This is a genomic window from Alteromonas sp. BL110, assembly GCF_003443615.1.
Lineage (GTDB): Bacteria > Pseudomonadota > Gammaproteobacteria > Enterobacterales > Alteromonadaceae > Alteromonas.
The window spans coordinates 2,679,745-2,705,575 of the sequence record NZ_CP031967.1 but is presented as its reverse complement, the minus strand read 5'-3'; the positions used below and the strand labels follow the sequence as shown (position 1 = coordinate 2,705,575).

Annotated in this window: 22 protein-coding genes; 11 read left to right on the top strand and 11 right to left on the bottom strand. The window is 43.7% G+C overall.

Going from position 1 to position 25,831, the window contains the following annotated elements; all coding sequences use genetic code 11:
- The first annotated feature begins 508 nt into the window (after nucleotides 1-508).
- Nucleotides 509-3,637 (top strand): TonB-dependent receptor, encoded by a 3,129-nt coding sequence (locus tag D1814_RS11675; protein ID WP_118492427.1) that lies wholly within the window; start codon nucleotides 509-511, stop codon nucleotides 3,635-3,637.
- Nucleotides 3,638-3,812: 175 nt separating this feature from the next.
- On the opposite strand, the gene D1814_RS11670 is transcribed toward D1814_RS11675, so the two are convergent.
- Nucleotides 3,813-4,175, bottom strand: coding sequence for a Dabb family protein (locus tag D1814_RS11670; protein WP_232369030.1), 363 nt, complete (start codon nucleotides 4,173-4,175; stop codon nucleotides 3,813-3,815).
- Between D1814_RS11670 and D1814_RS19610 the strand changes: the two genes are divergently transcribed.
- Nucleotides 4,138-4,410 carry a hypothetical protein gene (locus D1814_RS19610; RefSeq protein WP_232369040.1) on the top strand — a complete coding sequence of 91 codons (273 nt, stop codon included), beginning with the start codon at nucleotides 4,138-4,140 and terminating at the stop codon, nucleotides 4,408-4,410. The genes D1814_RS11670 and D1814_RS19610 overlap by 38 nt on opposite strands.
- On the opposite strand, the gene D1814_RS11665 is transcribed toward D1814_RS19610, so the two are convergent.
- From D1814_RS11665 to D1814_RS11640, 6 genes are all read right to left on the bottom strand, one after another.
- Complete coding sequence (locus D1814_RS11665; RefSeq protein ID WP_118492423.1) at nucleotides 4,385-5,116, bottom strand: HugZ family pyridoxamine 5'-phosphate oxidase; 732 nt, start codon at nucleotides 5,114-5,116, stop codon at nucleotides 4,385-4,387. The genes D1814_RS19610 and D1814_RS11665 overlap by 26 nt on opposite strands.
- Nucleotides 5,117-5,160: 44 nt before the next feature.
- A complete protein-coding gene (locus tag D1814_RS11660) occupies nucleotides 5,161-5,991 on the bottom strand; it encodes an ABC transporter ATP-binding protein (protein WP_118492420.1) in 831 nt (276 codons plus the stop codon).
- A gap of 5 nt (nucleotides 5,992-5,996) precedes the next feature.
- Nucleotides 5,997-7,181 carry a FecCD family ABC transporter permease gene (locus D1814_RS11655; RefSeq protein WP_118492418.1) on the bottom strand — a complete coding sequence of 395 codons (1,185 nt, stop codon included), beginning with the start codon at nucleotides 7,179-7,181 and terminating at the stop codon, nucleotides 5,997-5,999.
- Entirely contained in the window at nucleotides 7,181-8,137 is a 957-nt protein-coding gene (locus D1814_RS11650) for a heme/hemin ABC transporter substrate-binding protein (protein ID WP_118492416.1), read from the bottom strand. Before D1814_RS11650 ends, D1814_RS11655 begins: the two co-directional genes overlap by 1 nt.
- A gap of 3 nt (nucleotides 8,138-8,140) precedes the next feature.
- Nucleotides 8,141-9,283: an HmuY family protein gene (locus tag D1814_RS11645; protein ID WP_118492414.1), complete on the bottom strand. Its 1,143-nt coding sequence runs from the start codon at nucleotides 9,281-9,283 to the stop codon at nucleotides 8,141-8,143.
- A 133-nt stretch (nucleotides 9,284-9,416) separates the two neighbouring features.
- The gene (locus D1814_RS11640) at nucleotides 9,417-11,360 is read right to left on the bottom strand and encodes a TonB-dependent receptor plug domain-containing protein (RefSeq protein ID WP_118492412.1); all 1,944 of its coding nucleotides are present in this window, start codon (nucleotides 11,358-11,360) and stop codon (nucleotides 9,417-9,419) included.
- Nucleotides 11,361-11,592: 232 nt separating this feature from the next.
- Between D1814_RS11640 and D1814_RS11635 the strand changes: the two genes are divergently transcribed.
- The 3 genes from D1814_RS11635 to D1814_RS11625 all read left to right on the top strand — a co-directional run bounded on the left by D1814_RS11635 (nucleotide 11,593) and on the right by D1814_RS11625 (nucleotide 13,889).
- Entirely contained in the window at nucleotides 11,593-11,784 is a 192-nt protein-coding gene (locus D1814_RS11635) for a hypothetical protein (protein ID WP_118492410.1), read from the top strand.
- Nucleotides 11,785-12,084: 300 nt separating this feature from the next.
- Nucleotides 12,085-12,954 carry an MIP/aquaporin family protein gene (locus tag D1814_RS11630; RefSeq protein ID WP_118492408.1) on the top strand — a complete coding sequence of 290 codons (870 nt, stop codon included), beginning with the start codon at nucleotides 12,085-12,087 and terminating at the stop codon, nucleotides 12,952-12,954.
- Between the two features lie 71 nt (nucleotides 12,955-13,025).
- Entirely contained in the window at nucleotides 13,026-13,889 is an 864-nt protein-coding gene (locus D1814_RS11625; protein WP_118492406.1) for a DMT family transporter, read from the top strand.
- 18 nt (nucleotides 13,890-13,907) lie between these two features.
- On the opposite strand, the gene D1814_RS11620 is transcribed toward D1814_RS11625, so the two are convergent.
- The 3 genes from D1814_RS11620 to D1814_RS11610 form a co-directional block, all read right to left on the bottom strand.
- A complete protein-coding gene (locus D1814_RS11620; protein ID WP_118492404.1) occupies nucleotides 13,908-14,351 on the bottom strand; it encodes a DUF6314 family protein in 444 nt (147 codons plus the stop codon).
- 10 nt (nucleotides 14,352-14,361) lie between these two features.
- Nucleotides 14,362-16,203 carry a TonB-dependent receptor plug domain-containing protein gene (locus D1814_RS11615; RefSeq protein WP_232369029.1) on the bottom strand — a complete coding sequence of 614 codons (1,842 nt, stop codon included), beginning with the start codon at nucleotides 16,201-16,203 and terminating at the stop codon, nucleotides 14,362-14,364.
- Between the two features lie 269 nt (nucleotides 16,204-16,472).
- Nucleotides 16,473-18,788, bottom strand: coding sequence for a TonB-dependent receptor (locus tag D1814_RS11610; RefSeq protein ID WP_118492402.1), 2,316 nt, complete (start codon nucleotides 18,786-18,788; stop codon nucleotides 16,473-16,475).
- A 315-nt stretch (nucleotides 18,789-19,103) separates the two neighbouring features.
- Here D1814_RS11610 and D1814_RS11605 point away from each other — a divergent pair, with 315 nt between their 5' ends.
- The 6 genes from D1814_RS11605 to D1814_RS11580 are packed head-to-tail and all read left to right on the top strand — an operon-like array spanning nucleotide 19,104 to nucleotide 24,610.
- Complete coding sequence (locus tag D1814_RS11605; protein WP_118492400.1) at nucleotides 19,104-19,979, top strand: cyclase family protein; 876 nt, start codon at nucleotides 19,104-19,106, stop codon at nucleotides 19,977-19,979.
- A 56-nt stretch (nucleotides 19,980-20,035) separates the two neighbouring features.
- Complete coding sequence (locus tag D1814_RS11600) at nucleotides 20,036-20,953, top strand: 3-hydroxyacyl-CoA dehydrogenase family protein (RefSeq protein ID WP_118492398.1); 918 nt, start codon at nucleotides 20,036-20,038, stop codon at nucleotides 20,951-20,953.
- Nucleotides 20,950-21,882 (top strand): 3-keto-5-aminohexanoate cleavage protein, encoded by a 933-nt coding sequence (locus tag D1814_RS11595; protein ID WP_118492396.1) that lies wholly within the window; start codon nucleotides 20,950-20,952, stop codon nucleotides 21,880-21,882. The genes D1814_RS11600 and D1814_RS11595 overlap by 4 nt, the downstream gene beginning before the upstream one ends.
- 9 nt (nucleotides 21,883-21,891) lie before the next feature.
- Nucleotides 21,892-22,248 carry a cupin domain-containing protein gene (locus tag D1814_RS11590; protein WP_118492394.1) on the top strand — a complete coding sequence of 119 codons (357 nt, stop codon included), beginning with the start codon at nucleotides 21,892-21,894 and terminating at the stop codon, nucleotides 22,246-22,248.
- A 37-nt stretch (nucleotides 22,249-22,285) separates the two neighbouring features.
- Complete coding sequence (locus tag D1814_RS11585) at nucleotides 22,286-23,101, top strand: SDR family NAD(P)-dependent oxidoreductase (RefSeq protein WP_118492392.1); 816 nt, start codon at nucleotides 22,286-22,288, stop codon at nucleotides 23,099-23,101.
- A 45-nt stretch (nucleotides 23,102-23,146) separates the two neighbouring features.
- On the top strand, nucleotides 23,147-24,610 hold the full coding sequence (locus D1814_RS11580; protein ID WP_118492390.1) for a sodium:solute symporter family protein: 1,464 nt from the start codon (nucleotides 23,147-23,149) through the stop codon (nucleotides 24,608-24,610).
- A 307-nt stretch (nucleotides 24,611-24,917) separates the two neighbouring features.
- Here the strand turns inward: D1814_RS11580 and D1814_RS11575 are convergent, their stop codons facing one another.
- Complete coding sequence (locus D1814_RS11575) at nucleotides 24,918-25,691, bottom strand: IclR family transcriptional regulator (RefSeq protein WP_118492388.1); 774 nt, start codon at nucleotides 25,689-25,691, stop codon at nucleotides 24,918-24,920.
- Between the last annotated feature and the right edge of the window lie 140 nt (nucleotides 25,692-25,831).

The following is a 25,831-nucleotide window of genomic DNA, read 5'->3' as shown; positions in this document are numbered from 1 at the left end:
AATCGTTTCGAGAGGTCACTGGTCACCTAGATAAGAAAGGGGGTTACAAGATCAATAATAAGTGTTTAATTTGCAGATAGATCATAGTAAATCAAGCCCTCTCTCACCATAAGAAAAGTGTAAAGGCCGTTTAAATTTTGCGCTTAATAATATAAGTACCTTCGCCAGTAACAGTACGATTTTTTATCTAGTTTTTTAATAACTGCTGTCTGCTAAAGTCACGTTTACATACCCAAAGCCTCGATTTCCGTAAAGCTTTGCAAAGAAGGTAAAGCTTCGTAAACACCCTTGACCATTTTGACAAAAAAATACTCAAATAGATTTACAAATCATTAGCTTACGTAAATTCAAATTTACACTAATGAAATACAAATGAAATATAAAAGACGAACAATTGCGGGCTGTGGAAACGGGGACGCTTAACCACCACTGAATATGTATTAGCTCCTAGCGCATTGTTATCAACAACAAAATACAAAACCTAACTTTCATTAACAAAGAGAAGCACATGATTAAAAAAAATTCGCTTAGTCGCATTGCGATGGCTGTCGCACTGTCTATTGGTGTTACCGCTACAGCGGTCGCAGCCACCGGTCAATCTTCCGCAATGCGCGGTACAATTGTTGGTCCACTAGGTAATCCTGCTGCAGGAACCGCTATTACTATTATCCACCAGCCTTCAGGTACTGTAAAAGAAGTCACGGTTAACGAAGATGGCGCGTTTTCAGCGCGTGGTTTGCGCGTTGGAGGCCCATATATGATTGTTGTTGAGTCAGATAAATTCCAAGGACGCATTATCGAAGATGTCTACTTAGAGTTAAATGACACCTTCGAGCTAGATACAGTACTAGAGTCTGCGTCTAGTATTGAGCGTGTGACGGTTACAGGTAGTCGAGATTTTTTTGCGAATAATGGTTCGAACTCGGTATTCGGAGAGTCCGCTATTTCCAACATGCCTACATTTAATCGTGATATCAAAGACATTGTACGCTCGAACCCGCTGGCTGTAGTAAGCGCTGATGGTGAAGAGTTGAGCATTGCTGGTTCAAACCCTAAATACAATACCTTCACCGTAGATGGTGTAGGTGTTAACGACACTTTTGGTTTGCAATCAAATGGCTACCCCACGTCTCGACCGCCTGTTTCACTAGATGCTATTAGCCAGGTATCTGTCGAGTTTACTCCTTTTACTGCCCGCGCCGGTAAGTTTGGTGGCGGCAATGTGAACGTGGTGACAAAGTCAGGTACAAATGAATTTCATGGCACTGCATTTTATGAAGAAGTCCCTTTCTCAGGTACGGCCGAAGATACAAAGCTTTACAACACAGATTATGATATTGATAACGAAGAATCTTCTTATGGGTTTACGTTAGGCGGACCTTTAATTAAAGATAAACTTTTCTTCTTCGGATCTTACGAGAAATGGGAAGAGGAAATAGATACCGGCTTCAATGCTTCAGCTTATCCGTCTGATTTAGTCACAGCCGCCGAAAGTGTGATTACCGCTCTTAGTGAGACATACGGACTCGAGGACTCTATTGCTGGCGCTCCCGATGCTGATGAAGATGAAAAGTTCTTAGTTAAGCTAGATTGGAACATAAACAATAATCACCGCGCGGATTTTACCTACAGCTACCAAGAAAATACCGCTGCACAAAATTACAATGATGACGCTGATCAGGTGCTGCTCACTTCTAATACTTGGACACTCGCCCAAAAGAATACTTACTACACTACCCATATTTACTCAGATTGGACCGATAATCTTCAAACTGAGATAAGCGTATCTTACAAAGAATTTGAGCAAGCCTCTGTTACCGCTTCAAATTGGGGCGAAATCAATATAGATACTGCAACGGGCACCGATAGCGGCTACTCTGTTATTGCAGGCGTTGATGAAAACCGACACGCAAACGTACTTGCAAATGAAGTTTGGAACTTTGCGGCTCACGCTACATACCTTGCGGGAGATGTTGAATATAAGTTTGGTGGCGAAATTGAAAACACCTGGAATTACAACCTGTACGGTCGTGATTCATTAGGCACTTGGTACTTCGACGATGTAGAAGGTTTAGCTAATCAAGACATTTCTTTCTTCGAATACGCAAATGCTTACACTAACAATGTAGATGACTTGGCATACGACGTAGAGAGTACAGTCTACGCGCTTTACGGTGATGCGACGTTTGAATTGTTTGAAGACTTCATGGTTACTGGTGGTCTTCGGTACGAGTACCTTACTGTAGAAGACTCGCCACAGCTTAACGATAATTTTGCCAATACATACGGCTTTGCCAATACTGAAAACCTAGATGGTTTTGATATTATCTTACCTCGTCTGAGCTTCAACTGGACGTTGAACGACAATCTCACGCTTCGCGGTGGTGTGGGTCGTTTCTACGGCGGCATGCCATTGGTGTGGATATCTAACGCTTATACTTCTGACGGCGTCACAAACGATTCAATCACCTTTTCAAATTTAGACGCTGCCTCCGTCGACTTCACATCAGTTCCAACTGAAGCCCAGAGTGCACTTGTACAAGGTGCTGGTAGTACGAACAGTATCGATCCTGATTTTGAGCTACCTTCAGACTGGCGCTATCAAATAGCGGCAGACTACACCTTCGATATTCCAAACGTGGGCGATAACTTTGCATGGACCACTGAGCTTACCTATGTTGACCGTAAAAATGCGGCCTATTGGGAAGACTTGTCTCGCATAGACAGCGGCAATAGTACGGTTGACGGTCGCATCATTTGGGATAACGTTTACGATGGAACTGAATACGCTGATAACTATGACATTCAGCTTACCAATTCTGATGATGGCGGCCGCAGCATCCTATTTACCACTGCACTGGCTAAGCAATGGGATAACGGCTTCAGCTTAAATGCTTCTTATACTCACCAAGATATTACTGAAGTTAATCCTGGTACAAGCTCTACAGGCGAATCGAACTATCAGTATGAAGTAACCGTAAATCGTAACGACCCGCTGTTAGGCACCGCTTACTATGAAACTAAGCATCGCTTGTTGGTTAACTTAGGCTATACCCATCAATTCTTTGAAGGGTATAACACTAACATTAATTTATTCTTTGAGCGCCGCTCAGGTCAACCATTCTCGTGGGTACTGGGTTCATACCAAGACGGCGGCTTAGGCGATCAAACCGCCTTTGACGATTCAGATATCTATCTACCTTACATTCCATCTGGTGCAAACGACGCAGCGGTGGATTTTGAAAGTGGTCTAAGCTACGACGAAATTATGGCTATTGCAGAACAAGCTGGCGTGGCCGGTTACGCAGGAGGCTATGTAGATAAATACGCAAACACGCAGCCTTGGGTTACCACTATGGACTTAGCAATTTCTCAAGAGATCCCAGGGTTTGTTGAAGGCCATAAAGGTCGCATTTACCTAAACATAGATAATTTTGCGAACTTGCTCAATGACGACTGGGGCAAGGTGTACGAAATGAGCTTCCCTCAGCAAATTTTGTTTGATTACGATGTAAACGACGCAGGCCAATATGTTTACCAAGAAGCGTCTGGAGGCACTGATACTCGAAACTACGATTCTTTCGATGAAGAGCAATCAACCTGGAGAATTAAGGTTGGCGTTAAATATACGTTTTAATGCTGCACTTAAAAGCTTGTGTGAAAACACTATTTAAATGCTTCTAACGCCGACTTAAGGCTTTCCCAAATAATTGAGAATAAAGCATCACCCTGCATAAACCTAGGGTGATGCTTTTTTATTGGGTTGAAGCCGCACCGAAGGCGACAGCTTTGAATTAAGCCGTCAATGAGCCCTATACCGAAACAGAATCTCGTACTACGACTTTGCTCCATAAACCCGAGCACTGCTTAACAAACTGTTTATGAATTGGATGAGATTGGTATTCGTTTTGCGCCTCGATACTTTCAAAAAACATGAGCTCAGACACATCAAAAGAATTATCTATAACATCGCGCTTTAAAGTATTTGCAGGTACGCCAATGTGAAGAGAATGAATTTGTGGAATAGCTTTTAAGGACTCTAAGCCAGCTATCAACTTCGCTCTATCTTCATTAGAGCCGGAATTGTTGAGCCAAAAATAAACCATATGAAGTATGGGGGGAAGCATACTATTTTTCATGCTCGAAGACTTAGCAGAGTCTGAAGGTAAAGAAATTGGAGAGCTGGCACTGGCAGGTAATGCAGCAAAAGAAGCCAGTGCGCTAGCACTCGTTACAAACTGTCTACGTTTTATATCCGTCATCTTTCACACTCCTCGGCTCAGCGTTTTATCGAAGGTCTACCTACCATCGCACTATGACGAAAACGAAGCAACTATAGCCAGCTATTATTTAGAGCAGCCAGCTATCGTCAAAACTACAGCAGCTACGACACCGCTTTGGGTACGTTAAGCGCATTCCGTGCGTCATTAGTCAGTTTCACTAAGGCTTTCCTTACATCCGTTGAAGACACGCATAGCACCTCAAAAGGGATAAACCAGGTCTGTTTTTCTGTACCGCAATGCATACCTTCTGGAAACACGCTGTGCATTATCGGCGCTTCAATGTTTACACCTACTTTGTGCTGCAAGATAAGCTGCATCGCGTCTTGATGGTCTTCATTCATATGGGTAATCATGCCCTCTGGTGCGCTATGCCAATCTTGGGCTTCGACGCGCCAATAGTTTTTATCAACCCAATGGATTTTCCCGAACCCTCCAATAAAACGTGCTCGTTCAATACGAATAACGTAAAAGTTGAAATCATGGGTTTGCTCGTATTTTTTAGCTTGTGGAAATAAACGAAGATACTGCCCTTTCACTTCTTCTTGGTTAGCAAGTTCAGCGCTCCCCATTATCGTCACGCGACCGTTCGCCTGAGAGTCATCTTCACCGGCATCAAAAATGGTTAAGCTTACCTTGTCGTTTGCTTTTATATTGCGCGTATGAAGTGCGATATCGCTAATATAGATAACTGCATCTCCGGCGGGCGTTAAATAATAAGGTACAACCGAACCAAAAGGGTAGCCGGGCATTGAAGTTGAATGCGTGCCCAATACACCGCTATGATGTGTTCGGCTTAGCTGTTTTGCCTGAAATGCAATAGATTGCATGCTCATAGTTAACTCCGTTCTTGTTTTTCTGTTTTCTGTTTTCGCAAAAATTAATGGGTTACGAAAACCTGTTTTTGTTCGTTTTTAATTAGGTTTAGTTGAGTGTGATAGCACCGAGATAGCATATCGGTAGTAAGAACCCCTGCTGGAGCGCCGTCGGCTAAACACTGCTTTTCACCCAGTAAAATTAGTCTGTCGCAATAAGGCGAAATCAAATTAAGGTCGTGACTTACACATACGATACACAGCCCTTTTGCTCGCAGCGCTACTAGTTGCTGCATCACCAGTTTTTGATGTCGTAAATCTAAAGCTGAGGTGGGCTCATCTAATAACAACAGCTTGCCTTCCAGCCTCTCATTCTGATCGCTTGGCAGTATTTGAAGAACGGCCTTAGCCAGAAATATCCTTTGTCTTTCTCCGCCAGACAAGGTTTGAATATTTCGAGCAAGTAAGTGCGTAATGTCGAACTGCTCGGCTACAAGATTAATCAAACGACTCTTGTGTTCTAGCGATTCAATATGCTGATACCGCGCTAAATGAAGTAGCTCGTCGGCGATAAATCCAAATGGCGTTGACGCACTTTGCGCCATCACTGCACGCTGCTTTGCTAACTGGTTTGCGCTTAGCGAACTGATGTCTCGCCCAGCAAGGGTTAGCGTTCCACTAGATGGCGTTTCTACACCACTAAGCATACTTAACAACGTAGATTTACCACATCCGTTTTCACCGGCGATAGCGGTAAACTCACCGGTATGGAAAGACAGCGACAAAGGCTCAATCAAGCGTTTCTCACCTCTTGCTATCACAACATCTTTCAGTGTAAGCAACGCCGTGTTTAACCGTTTGCCATTTTCGCTTTGCGCTAGGCTTTCAATTTTCATTTTAGCTACACCCCACCACTAAATATGCGTCTTTGCTGCCACAGTAAGTAGAGGAAAAATGGCGCCCCTACTGCCGATGTAACAATACCAATAGGTATTTCCATAGGTACAAATAGCGTTCGTGCTAGTGTATCGGCAATTATCAGCAATAGCGCCCCTGTTAGCGCACTGGCAGGTATTAGTACCTTGTGGTTTACGCCAAATATTGCCCTACACATATGAGGCACCACCAAACCAACAAAACCGATAATGCCGCACAGCGCCGTTGCTAATGCCACAGAAAACGCAACCAGCCATAAAACTCTTTGTTTATAACGAGTAACATTCAGTCCCATGTAAGCCGCTTCTGTTTCTCCAAGCGCCAGTAAATTAAGGGCATTGCGGCTTTTCATTAACCCTGTAATAGCAATAAAGCTCGCTAAGGCGATTAAACTACAAAGTGGCCAGCTTGCTCCGGCTAAACTCCCCATAGTCCAGTAACTTATTTGGCGAAGAGCATCATCGCTTGCTACATAACTGATAGCCCCTATTACCGTGCTGGTTAATGCGTTAATGGCAACTCCTGCCAAAATAAGCGCTGCTACTGAAACACCTTGCGGCCCATTTGAAAACCGAAGCACCGTCCAAACAGAAAGTAGCGCACCACCAAAGGCCCACATAGCTACCCATACAGACTCAAGTGCAGGGAGAAGCGGAGGTACAATAGACATACTAAGGGCGGCTGCGGCGGCTGCGCCACCGGCAATACCAATTAAGCCAGGGTCAGCGAGCGGATTGCGCACTAGCCCCTGCATGGCACAGCCAGATACGGCTAGCAGTGCTCCAATCAGCATAGTCATGATCACCCTCGGTAACCTTATTTCAGACAGCACATACCAATGGGTGGTGTTTGTTGCCGTATTTTCTACCGTATTTTTTACCGTATTGCCGCCGCTAATGAAGTAACTAAGTTGCTGTTCAATATCAATTGGTAAGCTGCCGCGGGTTAACCCCACATAAGCGCAGACCAACAGCAATAAGACCAGTATGCCCATGCCAATACGTTTGCGCTGCTCGCGGGCATTAATAAGCTGAAGCACTATAGGCTTAGATGAATAATCGCTTGGGTGATAGCTTGGGTGAACACTTGAATAATCACTTAAGTTATCGCCTAGGTTATCACTGCGCTTAGCTGCGGAAGATAACTGCATTATAGACTCGTTCTACTGTTGGCAGTATTTTGCGTTTGTTTAATTTCAATGGCTTTTTCTGCGTGCTCTGCGACACGCTGAAGCGCTACATGAAAGCGCGGCGATAGGCCTAGGCTTATACTGCTATCCATGGCTTCAACTAGGCAATGAATACCAGCAAAGGTGGCTGCCAACGCATGGTGCGTACAAAGTGCATCCTTCGCGCTTTTCCCATGCAGCATGTGCCCAGCAGCAATCACAATATCAGGGTTTTGCATCAGCACAGACTCAGCGCTCATCACTTTGTAACCTTCTACTAATGCACCTATATTAACGATACCCAGTGTATCGAAAAGCGCTTGAGGCACAGTATTTTTACCTGCTACCGTTATCCCTCTGTCGTTATTCGCCACCACAAAGAGCGCTTTAATTGGCGTATTGAACGCTAAGGTTTTATCGGCGTACCGCGCCTTTTGTTGCTTAACGTTCTTTTCAATATCATGAACAAGTGCAATGGCTTTATCACTTGCCGATAGTTTTTCGCCAATATCCAGTACTAGGCGCTTAAGGCCACTTAAGTTTTTATCTACGTTAAAGGTAGTAACCTCTACGCCAGCATGGGCTATTTGTTCAAGCGCAACACTTGGGCCTGTCGCCTCTGCTCCTAGCAGCATTGTGGGCTGTTGGGCCAATACTCCTTCAGTGCTAAGCTGACGAAAGTACCCAAGCTTAGTTAAACTTGCCGCTTCTTTTGGGTACATACTGGTACTGTCAGTCGCAATTACCCAATCGCCTCGTCCTAAAGCGAAAACAATTTCGGTGATACTGCCACCAGCGGTAACAATTCGAGGTGAGGCAGTTTGCGTTTCATCTAAAGGGGCGCTAAACGCCCCTACGGCAAACAAACTCCACCCTACCATCACCGCAGAAATAGCTTTTGCGGCTATCGAAGAAAGTGAAAGAGCGTGTTGCGACATGGTTTACTCTCCACTTACCGGGTCAGCGCGGAAACTATAGGCACCTGATGTTCCCTCTTCATCGTAATAGCTGGTAATTTGAAGCTTGTAGGTCGTGTCGCCTGCCTGAATTAAATAAACCCCAAACTGTGAGTAAAGTAAGTGGCTGGTGCTGTCGTAGAAATACCAGTTGTTCGTACTCATCGCGTACTCGCTAACTGTCTCTTCGCTAAAGCCATAGAACTGCGCTGCTTCAGTATCAATGCCATCGTAAGTTTCAGCGTCGGTGCGAAGTACGGTAGCGTCCTCAGCAATAGAAAGGGTAAATTCCCCAGCGCCGTCTGCGCACGGAATAGATAAGTCCCAACCGTCAGCTTGTGTAACCACTTGCTGCAAATCGAAATCAACGTAAACGGCGTCGCTACAACCTACCGCATCAACGGTTAGGGCGACTTCTTCAGCAAATGTGCTTTGCCCGTCAAGAACGCTTTGATGCATAACGCCAAGGGTTATTTCGCCAATACCTCGCCCTTCAGTGACAATATCGGTAACGTGAAATTTTGTATAGTTACTGTCAGAAGACACAATGTAATAGGTCTCTTCATTTGGCGTTACTACGTGAGTGGTGAAGTCGTAGTTGTAAAAGGTATCGCCGATCACTTGAGTTTCTGTATCTGTGCTGAACGCGTCAACTTGTGGTATATCGCTTTGAGTAACAGCTAAGTAGTCGTCTAGTTCGCTGTCAGCACTAGCATTAAGGAACATGTCAGATACTGGCGCGCCCGTATCATCGTAAAAGTCGCTGTTATTTCCAGTGAAATAAAGGCTAACGGCTGTTTCTTGGTGCGTATTTAAAAACACACTAGTACGTTTAAAACCAATATCCCAAGTGGTATCTGTCGCTGCTTCTTCGTCGGTGAGCGTAAGCTGCGTTTGAGTATCTAAGTCAAAGTAAACCGCGACAGGCTCAGATGTAGTTCCCGTACTGTAGGGCCCGTAGATAGCCGCTTCTTCGTTTGCGCCGTCACTGCTTCCGCCATCTGACTCCCCACTACCATCGGTTACTTCATCAGGCGTTTCAACTGAGGTGTCATCGCTACTTGAACCACCACAAGCAGTTAGTCCGAAAGTTATGGCAAGCAATAAAGCCAAATAGGTTTTGTTCATGTGTTTTCCTTTTTTAAAATTCGCCGAATTAACCAGCGGGTTTTAGTTGTTGGTTTGGGATCTGCCGTTAGGTGTTCTTTGTTTTGATCTCAAACGCGTTTTCTATGTCGTTGCTATTCGTCTACTGACTATTTCAATACTGGTAACTCACGCCCACATACAATCGCCTTGCAGCAATCGGTCTAGCGTCGAAAGCACCCGCTAGAAGTGAATCGGTTGAGCGATGTTCATCGGTAAGGTTTTCAAGTCCGAGGCGTCCTTGCCATTGAGGTGTGAATTGATGCTGCACGACCGCGTTTAGCGTGGTAAAGCTGTCGTTGGCAATTGAGGTATAGCCACTTGAAGGCGACACGTTTCCCTCATGTACTCCGTAAATCTGCAAGCTGGTGTCGGTTTGACTAAACTGATAGGTCACTGACGCTTTTACTAAGTGAGTAGGGCGTTCGGGCAAGCGCTGAGAACTACCATCTTCGGCAACTAAGTAACTATAATTCAGTTGCCACTGCCAATTGTCATTTTGCGCGTTTGCGCTTAAGTCAGCCCCGTAAAGGGTAGCTTCGTCGAGGTTTTGATAGACTGAAATGTCTAACCCCGCATCTTGCGATGCATCCACGTCTACTGCCGTGGTAATGAAATCGTCAGCTGTAGTGTAATGAAGGTTAATATCAAGGTGATATAACCAATCACTTTTGGTGGGTGTTAATCGAAAGTTAGCGCCTAAGTTGGCATTTAGCGCTGTTTCAGGCGTAAGTGCGTCGTTGCCAAGCACCATGTAGCCCAAGTTACTGTGGTCGAAAATGTAATAGCGTTCCTTAAGGTTGGGCACACGATAACTGCTACCTGCCCCTGCGCGAAGTTGCCACGAAGTATTATCAGCACTAAATGACTGACTTCCGCTTACTTTAAATGCGGTATGCCAACCAAAATCAGAATCGTTTTGAATTCTTGCGCCCGCTAAAAGCTGAGTGTCGTTTTGCTGCCAGTTCCCTTGTAAATAAAGCTCGGCGCTTTCCCGACTTACATCGTCGACTTCAACCGTGCCCGTGCCAAGGTTTAGCTGATCAAGCGTGTCACCGTGTAAAACTAAGCCGCCTACCCATTCAATATCTTTGGTGGAATAAATCTTTTGCGCTTCAAGTTCCGCAAGCTGAATATCGGTTTGACGTAACCCATTGCTGTTACCACTTTCTTCATCATGTGAAAGATAGCGTGTGTTGATATGCCAATCGTATTGCTGCTCAACGCGAACATCATGTTGCCATTGGGTAACGTTAGAAAGGTAGCTAATAATGGTGGCTTGACCAGGTATTGATGACTGAGGTTTGTCTTTTTGTTCATCTAACCACTGCCCTTTGTATTGTACGCTAACGCTATCTATCAAGGTCGATAATGACATTTGCACAAAAGATTTATCTATCGCGCCACCATCTTGTGATGTAGTTTCTCCGTCGTAATCAAAACCGGGGTTGGTAATGTTCTGAGCCGTAATTCCGACCTGCCAATCACTAATTGCTTTCGCAGCATTGACCCTAGACGTATGCCCGAATTCATCCCCTTCAACTGCATCATCGGTAAAATAAGATGCCTCGTAGTCTGCTGAAAACTGCGTTCCTTGTACTTTTTCGGTAATGATGTTGATAACACCGCCCATGGCAGAGCTACCGTAAAGCACAGAAGCTGCGCCTCGTACAATTTCAATTTGCTTAATATTGGCAACACTCATTTGGTCAAGGTCAACCGAAGAGCCTGTGGGTGAAATGATAGGCTGGCCGTTAATTAACACCAACACATGGTCGCCATTGAAGCCATTTAGCTGAACATTGTAGCCGTCTTTTTGACTGCGCCTAACAACAACACCGGGCATCACTTCAAGCACTTGGCGTAAGGTCCCTCTGCTTAATCGAGCAATCTCTTTTTTATCAACTACGTCAACCTTCACCGGTGAAGAAGCCAGCAATTTAGGTGTTCTGGTACCTGTTACCACAACGCGTTCAAGGTTATCTTCCGCTAACGCTGAAAAAGCCAAAGGAAGGCTGGCGGCTACAACAAGTGAGGGAACAAGGTTAACTCGTTTCATTTTTTCTTTTAACGCAAATGATAATGATTTGCATTTGATCTTATTTATTTAGAAAAGTTTTGCAAGAAGAATTCTTAAATACGTCCAAAAAAAGAATGTAATCCCATAATAAATATGATTTTTTAGTTATTTCTAAGAGTTCAAAATGAGAAATGGAGAAATTCGGTAAACTTGGCAAGATAATTGATTTACAAGGTAGGAATTAAAGTATTAACAACGAGATTTTGACACTATGCGCCTACCAACTAAACAGCTTATTGCTAAAATTGAAAATTTATCTAATGGTCTAACGCCAGAGCAGCTAGCAAGCTTTCTCGATATTATTGATGCCATGACGGCACTGGTTGAAGAAGCTGGAGATTTAAAAGTTGATAACGACACCAAAAATAATAGCCCCAGTACAGAGCTCTCCGTATTCCACTAGACTAAGCTTTACAGCGTTCACTACCTTCGAGTAAGAGCGCTATAGCAATACCAAGAACGACGAATATTCGTTTTTGCTCATTTGTAGTTCGTTTATGTTCGTTTTATGATGCGTCCCAATTAAATGTACATAGGAAGCTGCGTCAGAATAAGAACTAAACGGTCTGTTAGTCAAAATGAACAGCTAATGCACTATTGCATCAACATAAAACGGTTTCAGCTTTCATCCTCCCTGACATAACTCCTTCGCTTCTTTTTCTGCTCAATGCGTTGTACTGGTTAAAGATTAAAAGGAATAATTATGTTAACTCTCACAGAACCAACGCTTTTCCGCCAGTGTATTGCTGAATTCATAGGCACTGCAATTCTGATTTTCTTTGGTGTTGGTGCAGTCGCAGCATTGGTATTAACTGGCGCCTCGTTCGGTCAATGGGAAATAAGCATTGTCTGGGGGTTTGGCGTAGCTGTTGCCATTTACTGTACTGCTGGAGTTTCGGGTGCACATATCAATCCTGCGGTAACCATTGCACTTGCGCTTTTTCAAGGCTTTGAAAAGCACAAAGTAGCTCCCTTCATTCTTTCTCAATTTCTGGGGGCATTCGCTGCTGCCGCACTTATCTACGGGTTATATCATCAACTCTTCATAGACTATGAACGGACTCACAACCTTTCACGCCAAAGTGTAGAGGCTCTAGCAACAGCCAGCATTTTCTCTACTTTTCCTCACGAAGCCCTTTCATTCTGGGGGGCCTTTGGCGTTGAATTCGTTATAACTGCAGTGTTGATGTTCGCAATTCTGGCGCTGGGCGATGAAAACAACGGTGCATCACGTGGAGCCATGAATCCGCTACTGATTGGTATTGTCATCGCTGTCATTGGCTCCTCTTTAGGACCTTTGACCGGTTTTGCCATGAACCCTGCTCGAGATTTTGGTCCAAAGCTATTTTCCTATATTGCAGGATGGGAGCATGCGCTCTCTGGGGCGAAAGACATTCCTTACTTTATTGTACCTATTGTCGCGCCTATATGTGGTGCATGCTTTGGCGCTTGGCTGTACCCTATATTGATAGGTCGTTCTCTTTCTCAGGATAGTCGCGCTTGTACTATTCCTAACGATTGCGAAACCTCTGTTGTTACAGAAACTTCTCAAGCGAGTTTCGATAGAGGGTGAACTGACTGTTGATATGCAAGCGGCGATGGCCTATTTTAGCCCGCGGTTGAACTTACAAAGAAGCATAGCGTGTGTTTTATTTAATAGCAGTGACTGTCCTATGGGCATTTTCCTTTTCGCTTATTGGCGAGTTTTTGGCTGGCTCAGTAGACAGTTATTTTGCTGTTTTGACCCGCATTGTGCTCGCCACACTGGTTTTCCTTCCTTTCCTTAGGCCGGCATTATTGAACCTTAAACAAAAGGCGTTCTTGGCGAGTTTAGGTGCCGTGCAGTTAGGGTTAATGTACATTTTTTTCTACCACGCGTTTTTGTATTTAACCGTGCCTGAAGTACTGCTTTTCACCATTTTTACGCCGCTTTATGTCGCCATTTTAAACGACGCCCTGTTTAAGCGGTTTACTCCGTTTTATTTATTGTGCGCACTTATTGCCACCGCAGGTGCAGCCATAATTCGCTTTGATGGCGTTACAGATAACTACTGGTTTGGTTTTGCCGTTGTTCAAGGTGCTAACCTTTCCTTTGCGCTAGGGCAAGTAGGCTATAAAAAGCTGACCTCGACTTTTACAGCCCAAGTACCCTATCACAACGTATTCGCGTGGTTTTATTTAGGCGCGTTAGTTGTAGCCTTACCCGCGTTTTTCCTATTCGGTAACCCAAACCAACTACCACAAAATGCCGAGCAATGGGGAGTGCTGCTGTGGTTGGGTATCGTGGCTTCAGGGCTTGGGTATTACTTTTGGAATCATGGCGCGCTAAAAGTCTCTGGTGGTACGTTAGCTATAATGAATAATGCGCTTATTCCCGCGGGGCTTGTGGTTAATTTACTGCTTTGGCAAAAAGACACTGATTTTACACGTCTGTTTCTTGGCGGTGCCATTATCGCTGTTGCGCTTTGGATGTCTCATCAATACGCCAACAAACAGAAGCAGATCTAAGCCTAAACAAAGCTGACTCTACGCGGGGCTATACTCACTTACCATAGTGTAGTCTTTACGCGGGCCTTTGACTTGCCATGTAGAGCGCCACACAGGCCAGGCAGAGAAATCATAGCGCCCCACGTAATTGTCATCGCCGCATAAGTGCTCGGCGTTTGGGTTACTCGCACTAAATGTATGAAAATAGCGCTTATCGTCAAATAAAACTTCAAATAAACCGGTTTGAGGCTGCTGCCAGAAATACCGACGTTCTGCGGGCATTACGCTTTCGTTAGGCGCAGTTACTTCGCCTTTTTCGTAATACGCCAAGCCGCTTTTTTCTTTTTGTACGCTGCCCTCCAGCCAGCTAAATTCAGCCTCGCCAGAAAAGGTAAATACATCGCCATTTCGCTGGATGATTTTGCGTGTTAGCGTCCATCGTCCAGCAAAATCGTCCAAGGTATTAGGAGAGTTAACTGTCATTGCGCCTCCCTTACCAAAAATAGGTTACAGTGGCAGAATATTGGTCGCCGCGACCCGGCGTACCAGGAATTTCTTCAAAGCGCTCATCCCACAAGTTATCGACTGCCAATACCAGACTTAACCCTTCAACCTGAGCAGGTGAATATGTGAGAGTGACATGTGAGAAAAACGCAGAGTCACCGCCGTTTCTAAGCGCATTGGTTTCTTGTTTCCGCCACTCGTTGTCTACCCGCACTTCGACCGTATCGGTCGCAAACCACACCACCCCAAGGGTGGCGCGATGCGGAGGATAGTTAAGCGCGTAAAAGCTCGCGTCTACCTCATCAATTCGATAGTCTTCAGACTTATCTAAATAGGTATAGCTTGCCACCACATCTGCGCTATCAAAGCGCTTAATTGCAATTACCTCAGCACCTAGGGTTTCGATATCAACCGGGTTTGCACTGCGTGCTGAAGTAGCGTCGAAGCTATACGTCCAATCTGTCAGCTCGTTATCCCAGCGATAGAATACAGCGGTATCAACTTTGAAAGACGTTTTATCAAATGACGCCCCAAACTCTAGGTTTTTGCTAACTTCCCGCTGTAACTGATTGTTACTTCTAAACAGACCGCTTGTGGTGCTGCCGCCTACAGCCGTATAGCCAGCCACCTGCGTTGCCTCTGCATACGAAAGATAGAGTGTACGCGAGGCATTGTTGCCTGTTTGGGTAAGCCAGTTTATATCACCCACAAAAGACAATCGGTCGTCGTCGCGATTCGTATCGTCAAACGCCCCACCTAAACGAACGGTAAGCGATTCATTGCTGTTCAGCTGAGTTCGATACTCGGGTACTACGCTTATTTTGTAGTAGTCGCGAGAGGTGAAATTGTTCTCTAGCGTGGTTGATGTGATATTGTCTGCAGTAAGCTGTGCTGCATAGTTGATACCAAATTCTTGCGATACATTATGAGTACCAGAAAGCGCAAATGACTTCACTTGGGTTTCGTGAAACGCCTGAAACGATTCAGAATTTTCACGTGAGAACACGTAATGGTCGTCATTCTCTCTGTAGTAGGCAGAAAGCTCAAAGGTGTTTTCCATGCCCTTTTCGCCGTAGCGCTGTTTGTGATTTAGCATAACCAAGCGGGTTTGAATGTCTTCCGTTTCGTTTACGTTAAAAGGCGTATACAAGTTAGTCCAACCGAAGAACTTTTGTTGATAACCATAAAACACGTCTGTTTGTGAGTCATCACTTACCAGCTGAATACGCCCTGATGCCCGTTCGAAATTATGATCGCCATTAGCAATAGTGCCATCACTTTCAGAGCGAGAATACTCTCCTTCAACTCCAACAGACCAACCGGGTAGATCATCAAATGCGTGCTTTACTGAGCCGTGTACACGCTGCAGATTAAAGTTATTATTGCCCACACCCACTGACACACTGCCTGCTGTTTGGATGAGACGCCAGCCGTAAGACACCGTACCTACAGAGCTATTTACGCCGTAAAGCGCATTATCGACGCCCGTGAAAATACTCGGTTTCGTCAGCATTTCGGGCGCAATGGGAATTTCAGCGAAATAATGACCCGTTTGCGGATCGATAAGCGTTGCGCTTCCTACGCGAAAGCCCGTGTTTTCGAATATACCGCCGCGAATAGTGACGTCTGCCTGCGCTTCAGCCATGTTCCTTGATTGCAAATCGACACGTGGGTCATACTCTAAATTAGATATAGGTGAATTAAACGTCCCTACCGGCTTATTATTCGCCGTCGCCGCTCCTTCGATCGTAATTTTTTCTACGCCTTTTACTTCATTGTTCGGGCTGCTCTCTTTAGTCGTCAACGGCAAAGTAGAGGGAGCCAGCACCATCGCGTCATATTCATCTGCATTCACATTATTAAGTACAATGAAAAAAGCTACTACGATGTTAAATACACAACCATTCACGGTAATTTTATTGGGCATATGTCTATCTGTAGGTATTCAAATTCAAAAGCGTGGATTGTATATGAGTTTGAGGGAAATGCAGTATTGTCTTTTGACCTTAGACCAGTTTTTGCGCGTGTTTTGCGAATTAAAAAAAGAATTACCTGCCCTCACAAAAGGGCAGGTGGTGTTGATTATTTATTATTTGATAATTAAAACCAATGGTAGGCAAATTGCAGATGTACCATACGCTGCTGATTTAGTGTCTCTGCTGTAATACCCTGGTCCCCCGTTGGCGCGCCTAAAATTGCCCCGATAGGCGCCGCAGGCGGGCTACTAAAATCAGCCGAGCGGGCATTAGTAAGGTTCTGCATCGATAAACGTAAATTCCACATTCCGTCAAAAGGCTCTAATTCGACTGATAAATCGATGGTAGTTAGGCTGTCTGATGCGTACGTTTCGTTAATTTGACTCACCATCTCGTCCCGATAACGGATACTTCCAGAGCTAACCAATAATAAATCTTTGTATCCCAGTTCGGTAATGTAAGAGTACCCGATATTTCCTGTCCATTTTGGTGCTTGAGCTAAGTCTGAACCATCATCACTGTGCACGCTATCGGCGAAAGTAACGGCTGTAGAAAGGCGCCAATCATCGTTCAATTGATAAAGCGCATCAAATTCAATCCCTTTGGAATCAACATCTACATTTTGCGTGAGAAAACCTGCACTTGAATCAGTAACAAGAAAAGATGTTTCTTGAAAGTCATAAATTTTGGTATAAAACGCAGCTACATTGAGGTTTAAACGTTGGTCGAGTAAAACTAATTTACTTCCTGCTTCATAGGTATGCGCCTCTTCTGATTTTACACGCGCACCACCTTCAGATACATCGAGTGAAGGGTCGCCACTGGTAACTTCCGCAGATTCCGCGAAACCGCCAGTTTTACTACCTACACCATAGGATGTATAAAAAGTGGTATACCTATCAAGATTATAGCTTAGCGAAGCATTACCATTTAAAAAATTATCCGAGAACGTTAATTCTGATTCAAATGGTGGGTTAATTACTGTATTCCATAGGGTTTGTAACTCTCCTTGAATACGATCAAACTCGACATCTTTACTTTCATCTGTATACCGTACACCCACTGCTAGCGTGAGGTCGTCTGTCAAATAAATATCTGATTGCGCAAAAATGGATACTGTTTCAGTGTTTTGTTTAAAATCGTTACCGAAAGATCCGTTAAAAGTTTCGCCTGCAATATCACCAGGTGGAAAGTTAGGGGTATTGTAAAACTGCTCTTCTAAAGAATCCCAGTCACTATTAAAGTAAAAAACGCCAGCCATATAATCGAAATCATCTCGCCCTTCAGAGGCCAACCTTAACTCTTGAGAAAATTGTTTATATGTCTCTTCTCTTTTGAAATACGTGCTGTAATAGTCAACCTCTCCTGTTGTCACGTAAGTGAATTCGTCGAACGCGTCTCCAAAGTCGAAATCATCATAAAATAAGATGTCGTAGTTAGCGTTGGAAGTGACTGACGTTAACATTAAATCGCCGATCTCTTTTTCAATAGTCAGGGTAAACGAATCTACTGATGTGTCGTGGTAACTTTCGCCACCTTCGCATTGCTCACAAGAGGCATTTTTCTGACTATCTAGCGATGCTTCACCAATAATGGCTATAACCTCATCAGAGAAATACCCGCCATTATCGACATATTGGTAAGCGTTTCCAATTCGCTCGCTATCAGAATTTTGATAAGCTGCTGTTATAGTTAAAGTATCGGATGGCGTATATACTCCCGTAATACGGAAACCTTTATCTCTATCTTCTGGTACATCTCTTCCCGTGGCGATATTTTCCACCCAACCGTCTTGCTCTGAAGTACGCGCGGCGACTCTGATGCTGAAATCATCCGTAACCGGAAGATTAAGCGTTCCCTCCATGCTCCAACCACCGTTAGCAAGCTCTACCCCTCCTTTAAGCGAAGCCTCAAACTCATCAGTTGGCTTTTTACTTACAATACTTATTGCGCCTAAACTTGTGTTTTTTCCTAATAACGTACTCTGCGTTCCTTTGATAACTTCGATACGTTCAATATCGAAGAATGCTGAGGAGTACATTCTTCCTTTACCAACGAACATTCCATCCTGAAAAAGCGCCACGGACTGGTCGAAGCTTTGCGTACGCGCTGGTGTACCGAGCCCTCGAAGCGTTAGAGCTAACCCGTCGTCAGGGGCCCTGGAAAACACCATTCCCGGAACTAGGTCTGCAATTTCGAACAAGTTATCTACACCGTATCGCTCAATTGCATCTGAGGGCAATGCCGTTATGGTTGCAGGCACTTCTTGTAAAGTCTGCGTGCGCTTTTGAGAAGTAACTTCGATTACCTCCAGTTTCGCATCGCCCGACTGTTTCAACTCGTCTTCTGTATTACTTTGAGACACCGCATTGTGCGAAATCGCCGCAGCAGACCAAAACAAAATTGCCTTGGTAATTGGGTTATGGCTAATACTTTTCACTCTTCACTCTCCATATCAGATGGTTTACACACCGCCCAAAAGACCACGATGTGATACATGTGTACTGAATAATAATCAACCTACTCTTCCTTTGCCCGCCATGTCAACGAAATATATTTATTTTGTTAATTTTTTGTTTCTCACTGCTCCACAGAACTTTATAAATAATCACCATTAACGATTAAGAACATGATTTAATTACAATTACTTACCATTTTCACTCGAACAAATGTTAAAAAAAGGTTGTTGACACTTATCTTTTATGTTGATAGTTTCATTATACGGTTAAAATGTATCACAATGCGGACATTAAAAATGAAGATAAATGACATCAAGCGAGTTCATAAAATTTCGAAAGAAGATATGGACAACATGATTCAAGAAGAAAATTTAAATAACGATACGGGCTTAGAGTTTTATGACTTAAGTCACGAGTGGGGTCTAGGGCAACCCTGTTGGCCTTATTTCGAAGATGTAAAGATTGAACGCCTTCACGGCATGTCGAAGTCAGGAGTATTAACTCAGCGTATAACCACAGTTATGCACTCTGGTACCCATATTGATGCCCCCGCGCATGTAGTTGAAGGCACACCGTTTATGGATCAGATGCCTTTACCACGCTTTTTTGGTAAAGGCGTAGTGGTCTCTATCCCAAAAAAGAAATGGGAAGTTATAACGGCAGAAGATTTAGAAAACGCGACCCCGGCGATACAAGAAGGCGACATTGTCATTATCAATACAGGGTGGCACCACACCTACGCAGACTCATCAGAGTATTACCACTATGGGCCCGGATTGTATAAAGAAGCAGGTGAATGGCTAGCTAAGAAAAAAGTAAAAATGGTAGGCATAGATGTGCAAGCACTTGACCACCCTTTAGGCACAGCTATTGGCCCCCACGGACCAGGTCCTCTCATCCCTCACCTAGAAGATGAATACAAAGCGTTTAGCAATGGACGTGCAATCATTGAAGACTTTCCCGATTGGGAGCCTTGTCATCGAGCTCTTTTGAGCAATGGTATATGCGGGATAGAAAACGTAGGTGGGGAGCTCGATAAAGTTACAGGTAAGCGATGCACGATTGCAGCTTTTCCATGGCGATGGAAAGGAGGTGACGGATGTATTGTTCGCTTGGTCGCCATGATCGACCGTTCAGGTAGTTTTAAAATCGAAAGCGGCGAAGCCGAATAGTTATGAATGGGGGGCAATGAAATATATGTCCCCTCATCTCTTATCAGGATTTCACTATGTTTGAAACAAGTAAAGTCGCAGTTATTGGTGCCGGTTTGATGGGGTGCGGTATAGCTCAGGTATTTGCGTCACACAGTATCTCCGTCTGTTTATACGACCCTATAGAAAAGGCTCGTGATGCAGCCTTATCGAAAATTGCCAGTAACTTGGAAAGCGTAGGACAAAGCGAAGTAGCCATTAACCACATAAAGGTGATGGGTAATTTAGCTAAAGCGGTTGAAAGCGCAGACTTCATCATTGAAGCCATCCCTGAAAAACTAAACCTCAAGCGAGATTTTTTCCAGCAGCTCCCTAGCTTGGTCAAACCGACCGCTATTGTTTGTAGCAACACTTCAGTAATACCTATTCGAGAGATATTCGACGACATTGCGTTAGACGGAAGAGTTGTCGGCACGCATTGGTGGAATCCACCTTACTTAGTTCCTTTAGTTGAAGTCGTGGAAAGTGAAAAAAGTAGTGATGAAGCAGTCCGTAGAATGATTGACTTACTCCATTTTGTTGGGAAGAAGCCTGTACATGTTAAAAAAGATGTTCCTGGTTTTGTTGGAAACCGCATGCAACATGCTTTGTGGCGAGAAGCTATTGCATTAATCAATGATGGCGTCTGCTCAGCCGAAGACATTGACATAGTAGTTAAAAATAGTTTCGGGCTTCGCCTTCCTCAGCTTGGCCCTATAGAAAATGCGGACCTAATCGGCCTAGATCTAACCTTAGATATACACAATGTAATTTTGGAAAGCCTGAACAAAGACTCGCACCCTTCTTCAATTTTGGTTCAAAAAGTCAACAGTAATTCGCTAGGGGCAAAGACTGGAAATGGTTTTTTATCGTGGAATGAGGAAAGCGTTAAGCGCGTTAGGGAAGACCTTAACAATTACTTATTAAAAGTGACAGAAAGTGAGAGTGGAAAATGAAAAAGAACCGTAAAGTTATCATAACTTGCGCCGTAACTGGCGCGATGCACACGCCTACAATGTCTGACGCGTTGCCCATTACGCCTGAAGAAATCGCTGATGAGTCAGTAAAAGCGGCGCAAGCTGGCGCATCAATTATACATTTGCACGCAAGAGATCCCGAAACTGGTCAGCCAACAGGCGACCCCGAAGTGTTTATGAAATTTTTACCCGCAATCAAGGAGAGAACCGATGCGGTCATAAACCTAACTACAGGCGGTAGCCCAACAATGTCGGTTGAAGAACGTCTAGCCTGTGCCATGAAAGTACAACCAGAAATGTGTTCATTGAATATGGGGAGTATTAATTTCGCTATGTTCCCTTTGGCATCCCGATATAAACAATGGAAGCATAGTTGGGAAGAAGAATACGTTCGAAACAGTGATGACTTTATTTTTAGAAATACATTTAGAGACATAGAGAAAATAATGACCATTATGTCTGAGTTTGATACTAAATTTGAGCATGAGTGTTATGACGTTGGGCACCTCTATAACCTTGCTCATTTTGCAGATAGAGGACTTATCAAACCCCCTTTCTTCATCCAAACCATTTTCGGAATCTTGGGTGGCATTGGAGCAGATGAAGAAAACCTGATGTATATGAAGAGTACTGCCGACCGCCTATTTGGTGACGATTATCAGTGGTCAGTATTGGCCGCTGGGAAAAATCAAATGCCTTTTTCTACCCAAAGCGCATTAATGGGCGGAAACGTTCGTGTAGGACTTGAAGATAGCTTGTTTATTAATAAAGGAGAAATGGCAACCAGTAATGCTCAGCAAGTAGAAAAAATTAAACGCGTTCTTTCAGAGTTTTCTTTAGACATTGCTACGCCGGACGAGACCCGCGAAATACTAGGGTTGAAAGGCAAAGATAACGTTAACTTCTAAGGAGCTGTAATGAAAACCGTAAAACTGTCAGACATTAAACCTTATAACCCTCCCGCACATTTCGACATGGTTGCTCTTAAAATACAGGGTAAAGAAGAAACTGGTCTTACTAAATTTTGGCAGGGTTTGAGTTACTTTCTTCCTAATGGCGGTGCCAATATGCAGTATCAATCAGGTACTTTTGGCGCTGAGTTTGAAAAGTCCTACTACGTGATTGATGGCGAACTTTCCATCATAGACGAGAAAAATAAAGTCACAGTACTAAAACAAGGTGATTCTGTAGCCATCTTACCCAATGAAGGTAGGAAGTTACGAAATGACACAAATCGAGTTACGACGGTACTTGTAACGTTTTCAACGTCTTAATTGTTACTTCCCTCTCACTTATTTTTAAGGATCTACAATGGCTATGACCCATTCCTGGAGCGATGAATTCGCTCTCAACCTCTTTAATATGAAAAACAAAGTAGTCGTAATAACTGGCGGCAATGGTACATTAGGAGCAGCTTATGCAAGAACATTCTGTTTACATGGCGCTCACGTAATAATAACAGCGCGTAATAATACTACGTTAGATGAAGTTTGCGCTTCTCTATCTGACACCCCAGGTACTTGTGAAGCATTTTGTAGTGATGTTACTGATAGAACATCAATCGCTAATTTAGTTAAGGAAGTGGATCGCAAATACGGTCATATTGACGTTCTAATAAACAACGCTGGTATGGCGTTTCGCGCTCCAGCTGAAGATATGCCTGAAGAAAAATTTGAACATATTATGTCTGTGAACGTCACTGGCACCTTGATCCCCTGCCAAGAGTTTGGGAAATACTTCATGAAGCAGGGGAAAGGAAAAATTGTTAACACCTCTTCCGTTAGGGGCTTTTGTGGCCACCCCGACGGCTATACTGCGTACGCAGCGTCTAAAGCAGCCATTGACAATTTAACAAAACAAATGAGTACGGAATGGGCCATAAAAGGCGCTAAAGAAGGCTTTACAATTAACATAAATGCAATTGCTCCCACACTAATCAAGTCTCCGTTGACACAAGAAATTTGTGAAGATCCAGAAAGAATTGCTCCATTTTTGGCCCGCCTACCTATGGGAAGAGTCGCTGAAACAAAAGACATGGTGGGGTTAGTGATGATGCTATCGTCGTCAGCTTCCGATTTTATAAATGGGCAAATTGTATACGTAGATGGTGGCTGTACTGCAGGCTAAATAGTCATTACGTTTAATAACATTACGAATAATAAAGAGGTCTCCATGAATTCCATATTAATGTTGGTACTCGCTTATAACATTATTGTAATCGGGGGCATAGGTAAGTATCTAAGTTGGCAAGCTTCTAAGAACCAAACGGTCACTGACATGGCATTAGGAGACAGGAACGCTGGTATCGCCATGTTTTCAGTGACCATAGCTATCACTTATCTAGGTTCAGCCCATGTATATGGATTAATGGAAATGTCTTTTTCATTGGGAGCTGTTGCACTTTGGTTTTGTTTTGCGCATACCATTTTGCTTTGTGTTATTTGCTTGGGTACGGGAAGGTGGATAAGAAGAACTAACACATCTACGATACCCGAATTAATAGGTAAGCTATATGACAAGAAACTTAGAGTTTATACGGCTTGCGTTGCCGCTATGGTTGTATTCGGGCTAGTGACGTTAGAAGCGCAAACACTGGGTATAGGTATTTCAGCCATGTCAGGGTGGCCTTTAGGATGGAGTGCAGTCATTGGTGCAGCTATCGGCACTGCTTATGTCTCAATGGGAGGCATAAAGCAGACGATGTGGGTAAACTTGGTTAATGCTGTAGTCATGTATGTTGCCGTGATTACAGCAGGAGTATACCTTGCGTATGTCCTCCCAGAAGGCTGGGACGGGGTCGTTCAACACTACGAGAGTAATGGTGAGGCCTTTAAACTATCTATATTTAGTAAGCCTGACTTACTCGTTAGTTTTGCGCTTGCTGCGATTTTCTCAGTAGTTTTCTCGCAATCGGTTAATCAGCAAGGGATGCAAGCTGCTATGTCTGCCCGGAATGAAAAGACTATCCAACGCTCTTTATGGATTGCTGCTCCAATAAACGGACTTTTTGGTGTGTTTCCCGTTCTGGTAGGTATTGCTGCTGCAACTATTCCTGAATTCGCTCAGTTGGGTCCGAAACTAGCAGGCGCAGCCCTCATTGTAAATTTATTGCCTACTTGGCTGGTAGTGTTGCTCCAAGCGGGCTTTTTAGGCGCCTTGCTTTCAACGTTTGCTATGTCAGCCTTGGCTCCCGCCACCATCTTCGCAAAAGACATTGTAGGTCTACACGCTAAGAAGCGTATGCCCGCAGAGTTAGAGAAAAAGTTGATACGCTATTCTATTATCTCTATAGGTTTCATCGCCGCACTGATGACATTCTTTTTCCATCCAAATGTGATACTGGCCATAACTTGGCTATTTGCGTGGCTTGTCCCGTTTTTCTTCATCATTGTGTCAGGGTTATTTTGGAAAAGACACGTTGGCGTAGCTAAATCAGTATTACTGATAAGCTGGTCGGTTAATCTAGCTTGGTCATTTACTCCGATAAAATATTTAATAAACCTGCAGGCATTAGAAAACGCACATATTGTGGCTGTTGTAGCGCTAACTGTGACTATCGTGGGTAATAGTTGGGTATCAAAAAGTAAGCCTGCACTTTTCAGTCGCAAGCAGGACGATCTGGCACTATTGCGTTAGGGGGCGTTATGAATTTAGCGGTAGAGTTATTTCTAATATCTTTAATAACCATTGCATCTATCACACTTCTATCTCTTGTGATTCACGCAATGCTAAGCAAATGGGGAGAAAGAAAATGAGTATTGATACAATAACGAAACTTTGGATGGCAGGAATCATTTTATTCGGCGTTGCGCTTTATTTTACAGCGTATATTGTCGCTAACAGAGAACCTTAATAAGCCTTCGAAAAAAGCCGTAGTGTTATAAACGCTGCGGCTTTTTGCGACAATCAACCTGATATTTCACTGCGTCTTTATGCAATTTTTTTATTGTAAGCTAGCTCCCAATGCTTTCTCTATAATAAATTTATATTCAATAAGTTTGTCTGAAATCGCTTTCTTATTTCGGTTAAACCTTACCGATGGAACTGGAATTGATAATGCGATATTTCGACCATAGGGATCTTCGATAGCGATACCGATAGCACATACACCTTCACAATGCTCTTCTCTATCAAACGCAACGCTCTTTTTGCGTATACTTTCAATCTCTTTTTTAAGTGACGATAATTCTGATAACGTATACTGAGTAAGCTTAGTAAAAGGTTTGTCAGAAAGTATTGAACTAATTTCCGCATCAGACTTGCTAGCAAGAATAGCTTTTCCATTTGCACAAGAATGGATAGGGAATGCATCCCCCACTGCAGATACTGCACGTAGCTTTTGTGAGTCAGCAATGACTTGGTCTATAAAAATCATCGAAGCCCCATCTTGAACGGATAAATCTACTGTTTCTTCAATTTCTTGAGACAGTTTTTTCATGTAGGGCAGTATAACTCGGTCAATATCAATTTTAGCTGCAGAGCCCAGTGAAACCAGACTTGGTCCCAAACGGACTCGAGAAGTAGGACTCGCTGATATTAAAAAGCCCTCGGCCGCAAGGGCTCCTACAATCCGCTGAACTGTAGAACGAGGCAAATCAACTTCATTGGCTATTGCACTTAGACTCATACCATCAGGCTTTCCTTCCAATGAACGAAGTACTTTCACGGCTCGTGAAATAACCTGAATACCCTGTCTAGAATTTCCTTGCTGAGCCATTATTTCTCCTACTTATTACGCTGCAAGTTTAAGTGTACTGCATTCCGGGCCAAGTATATTAGAAAAACATCGAAAAAGTACAATATATGGGGGCTTAGGTTTAAACACTTATCTAATTTAGACTGGTCTTCGAACTTTTG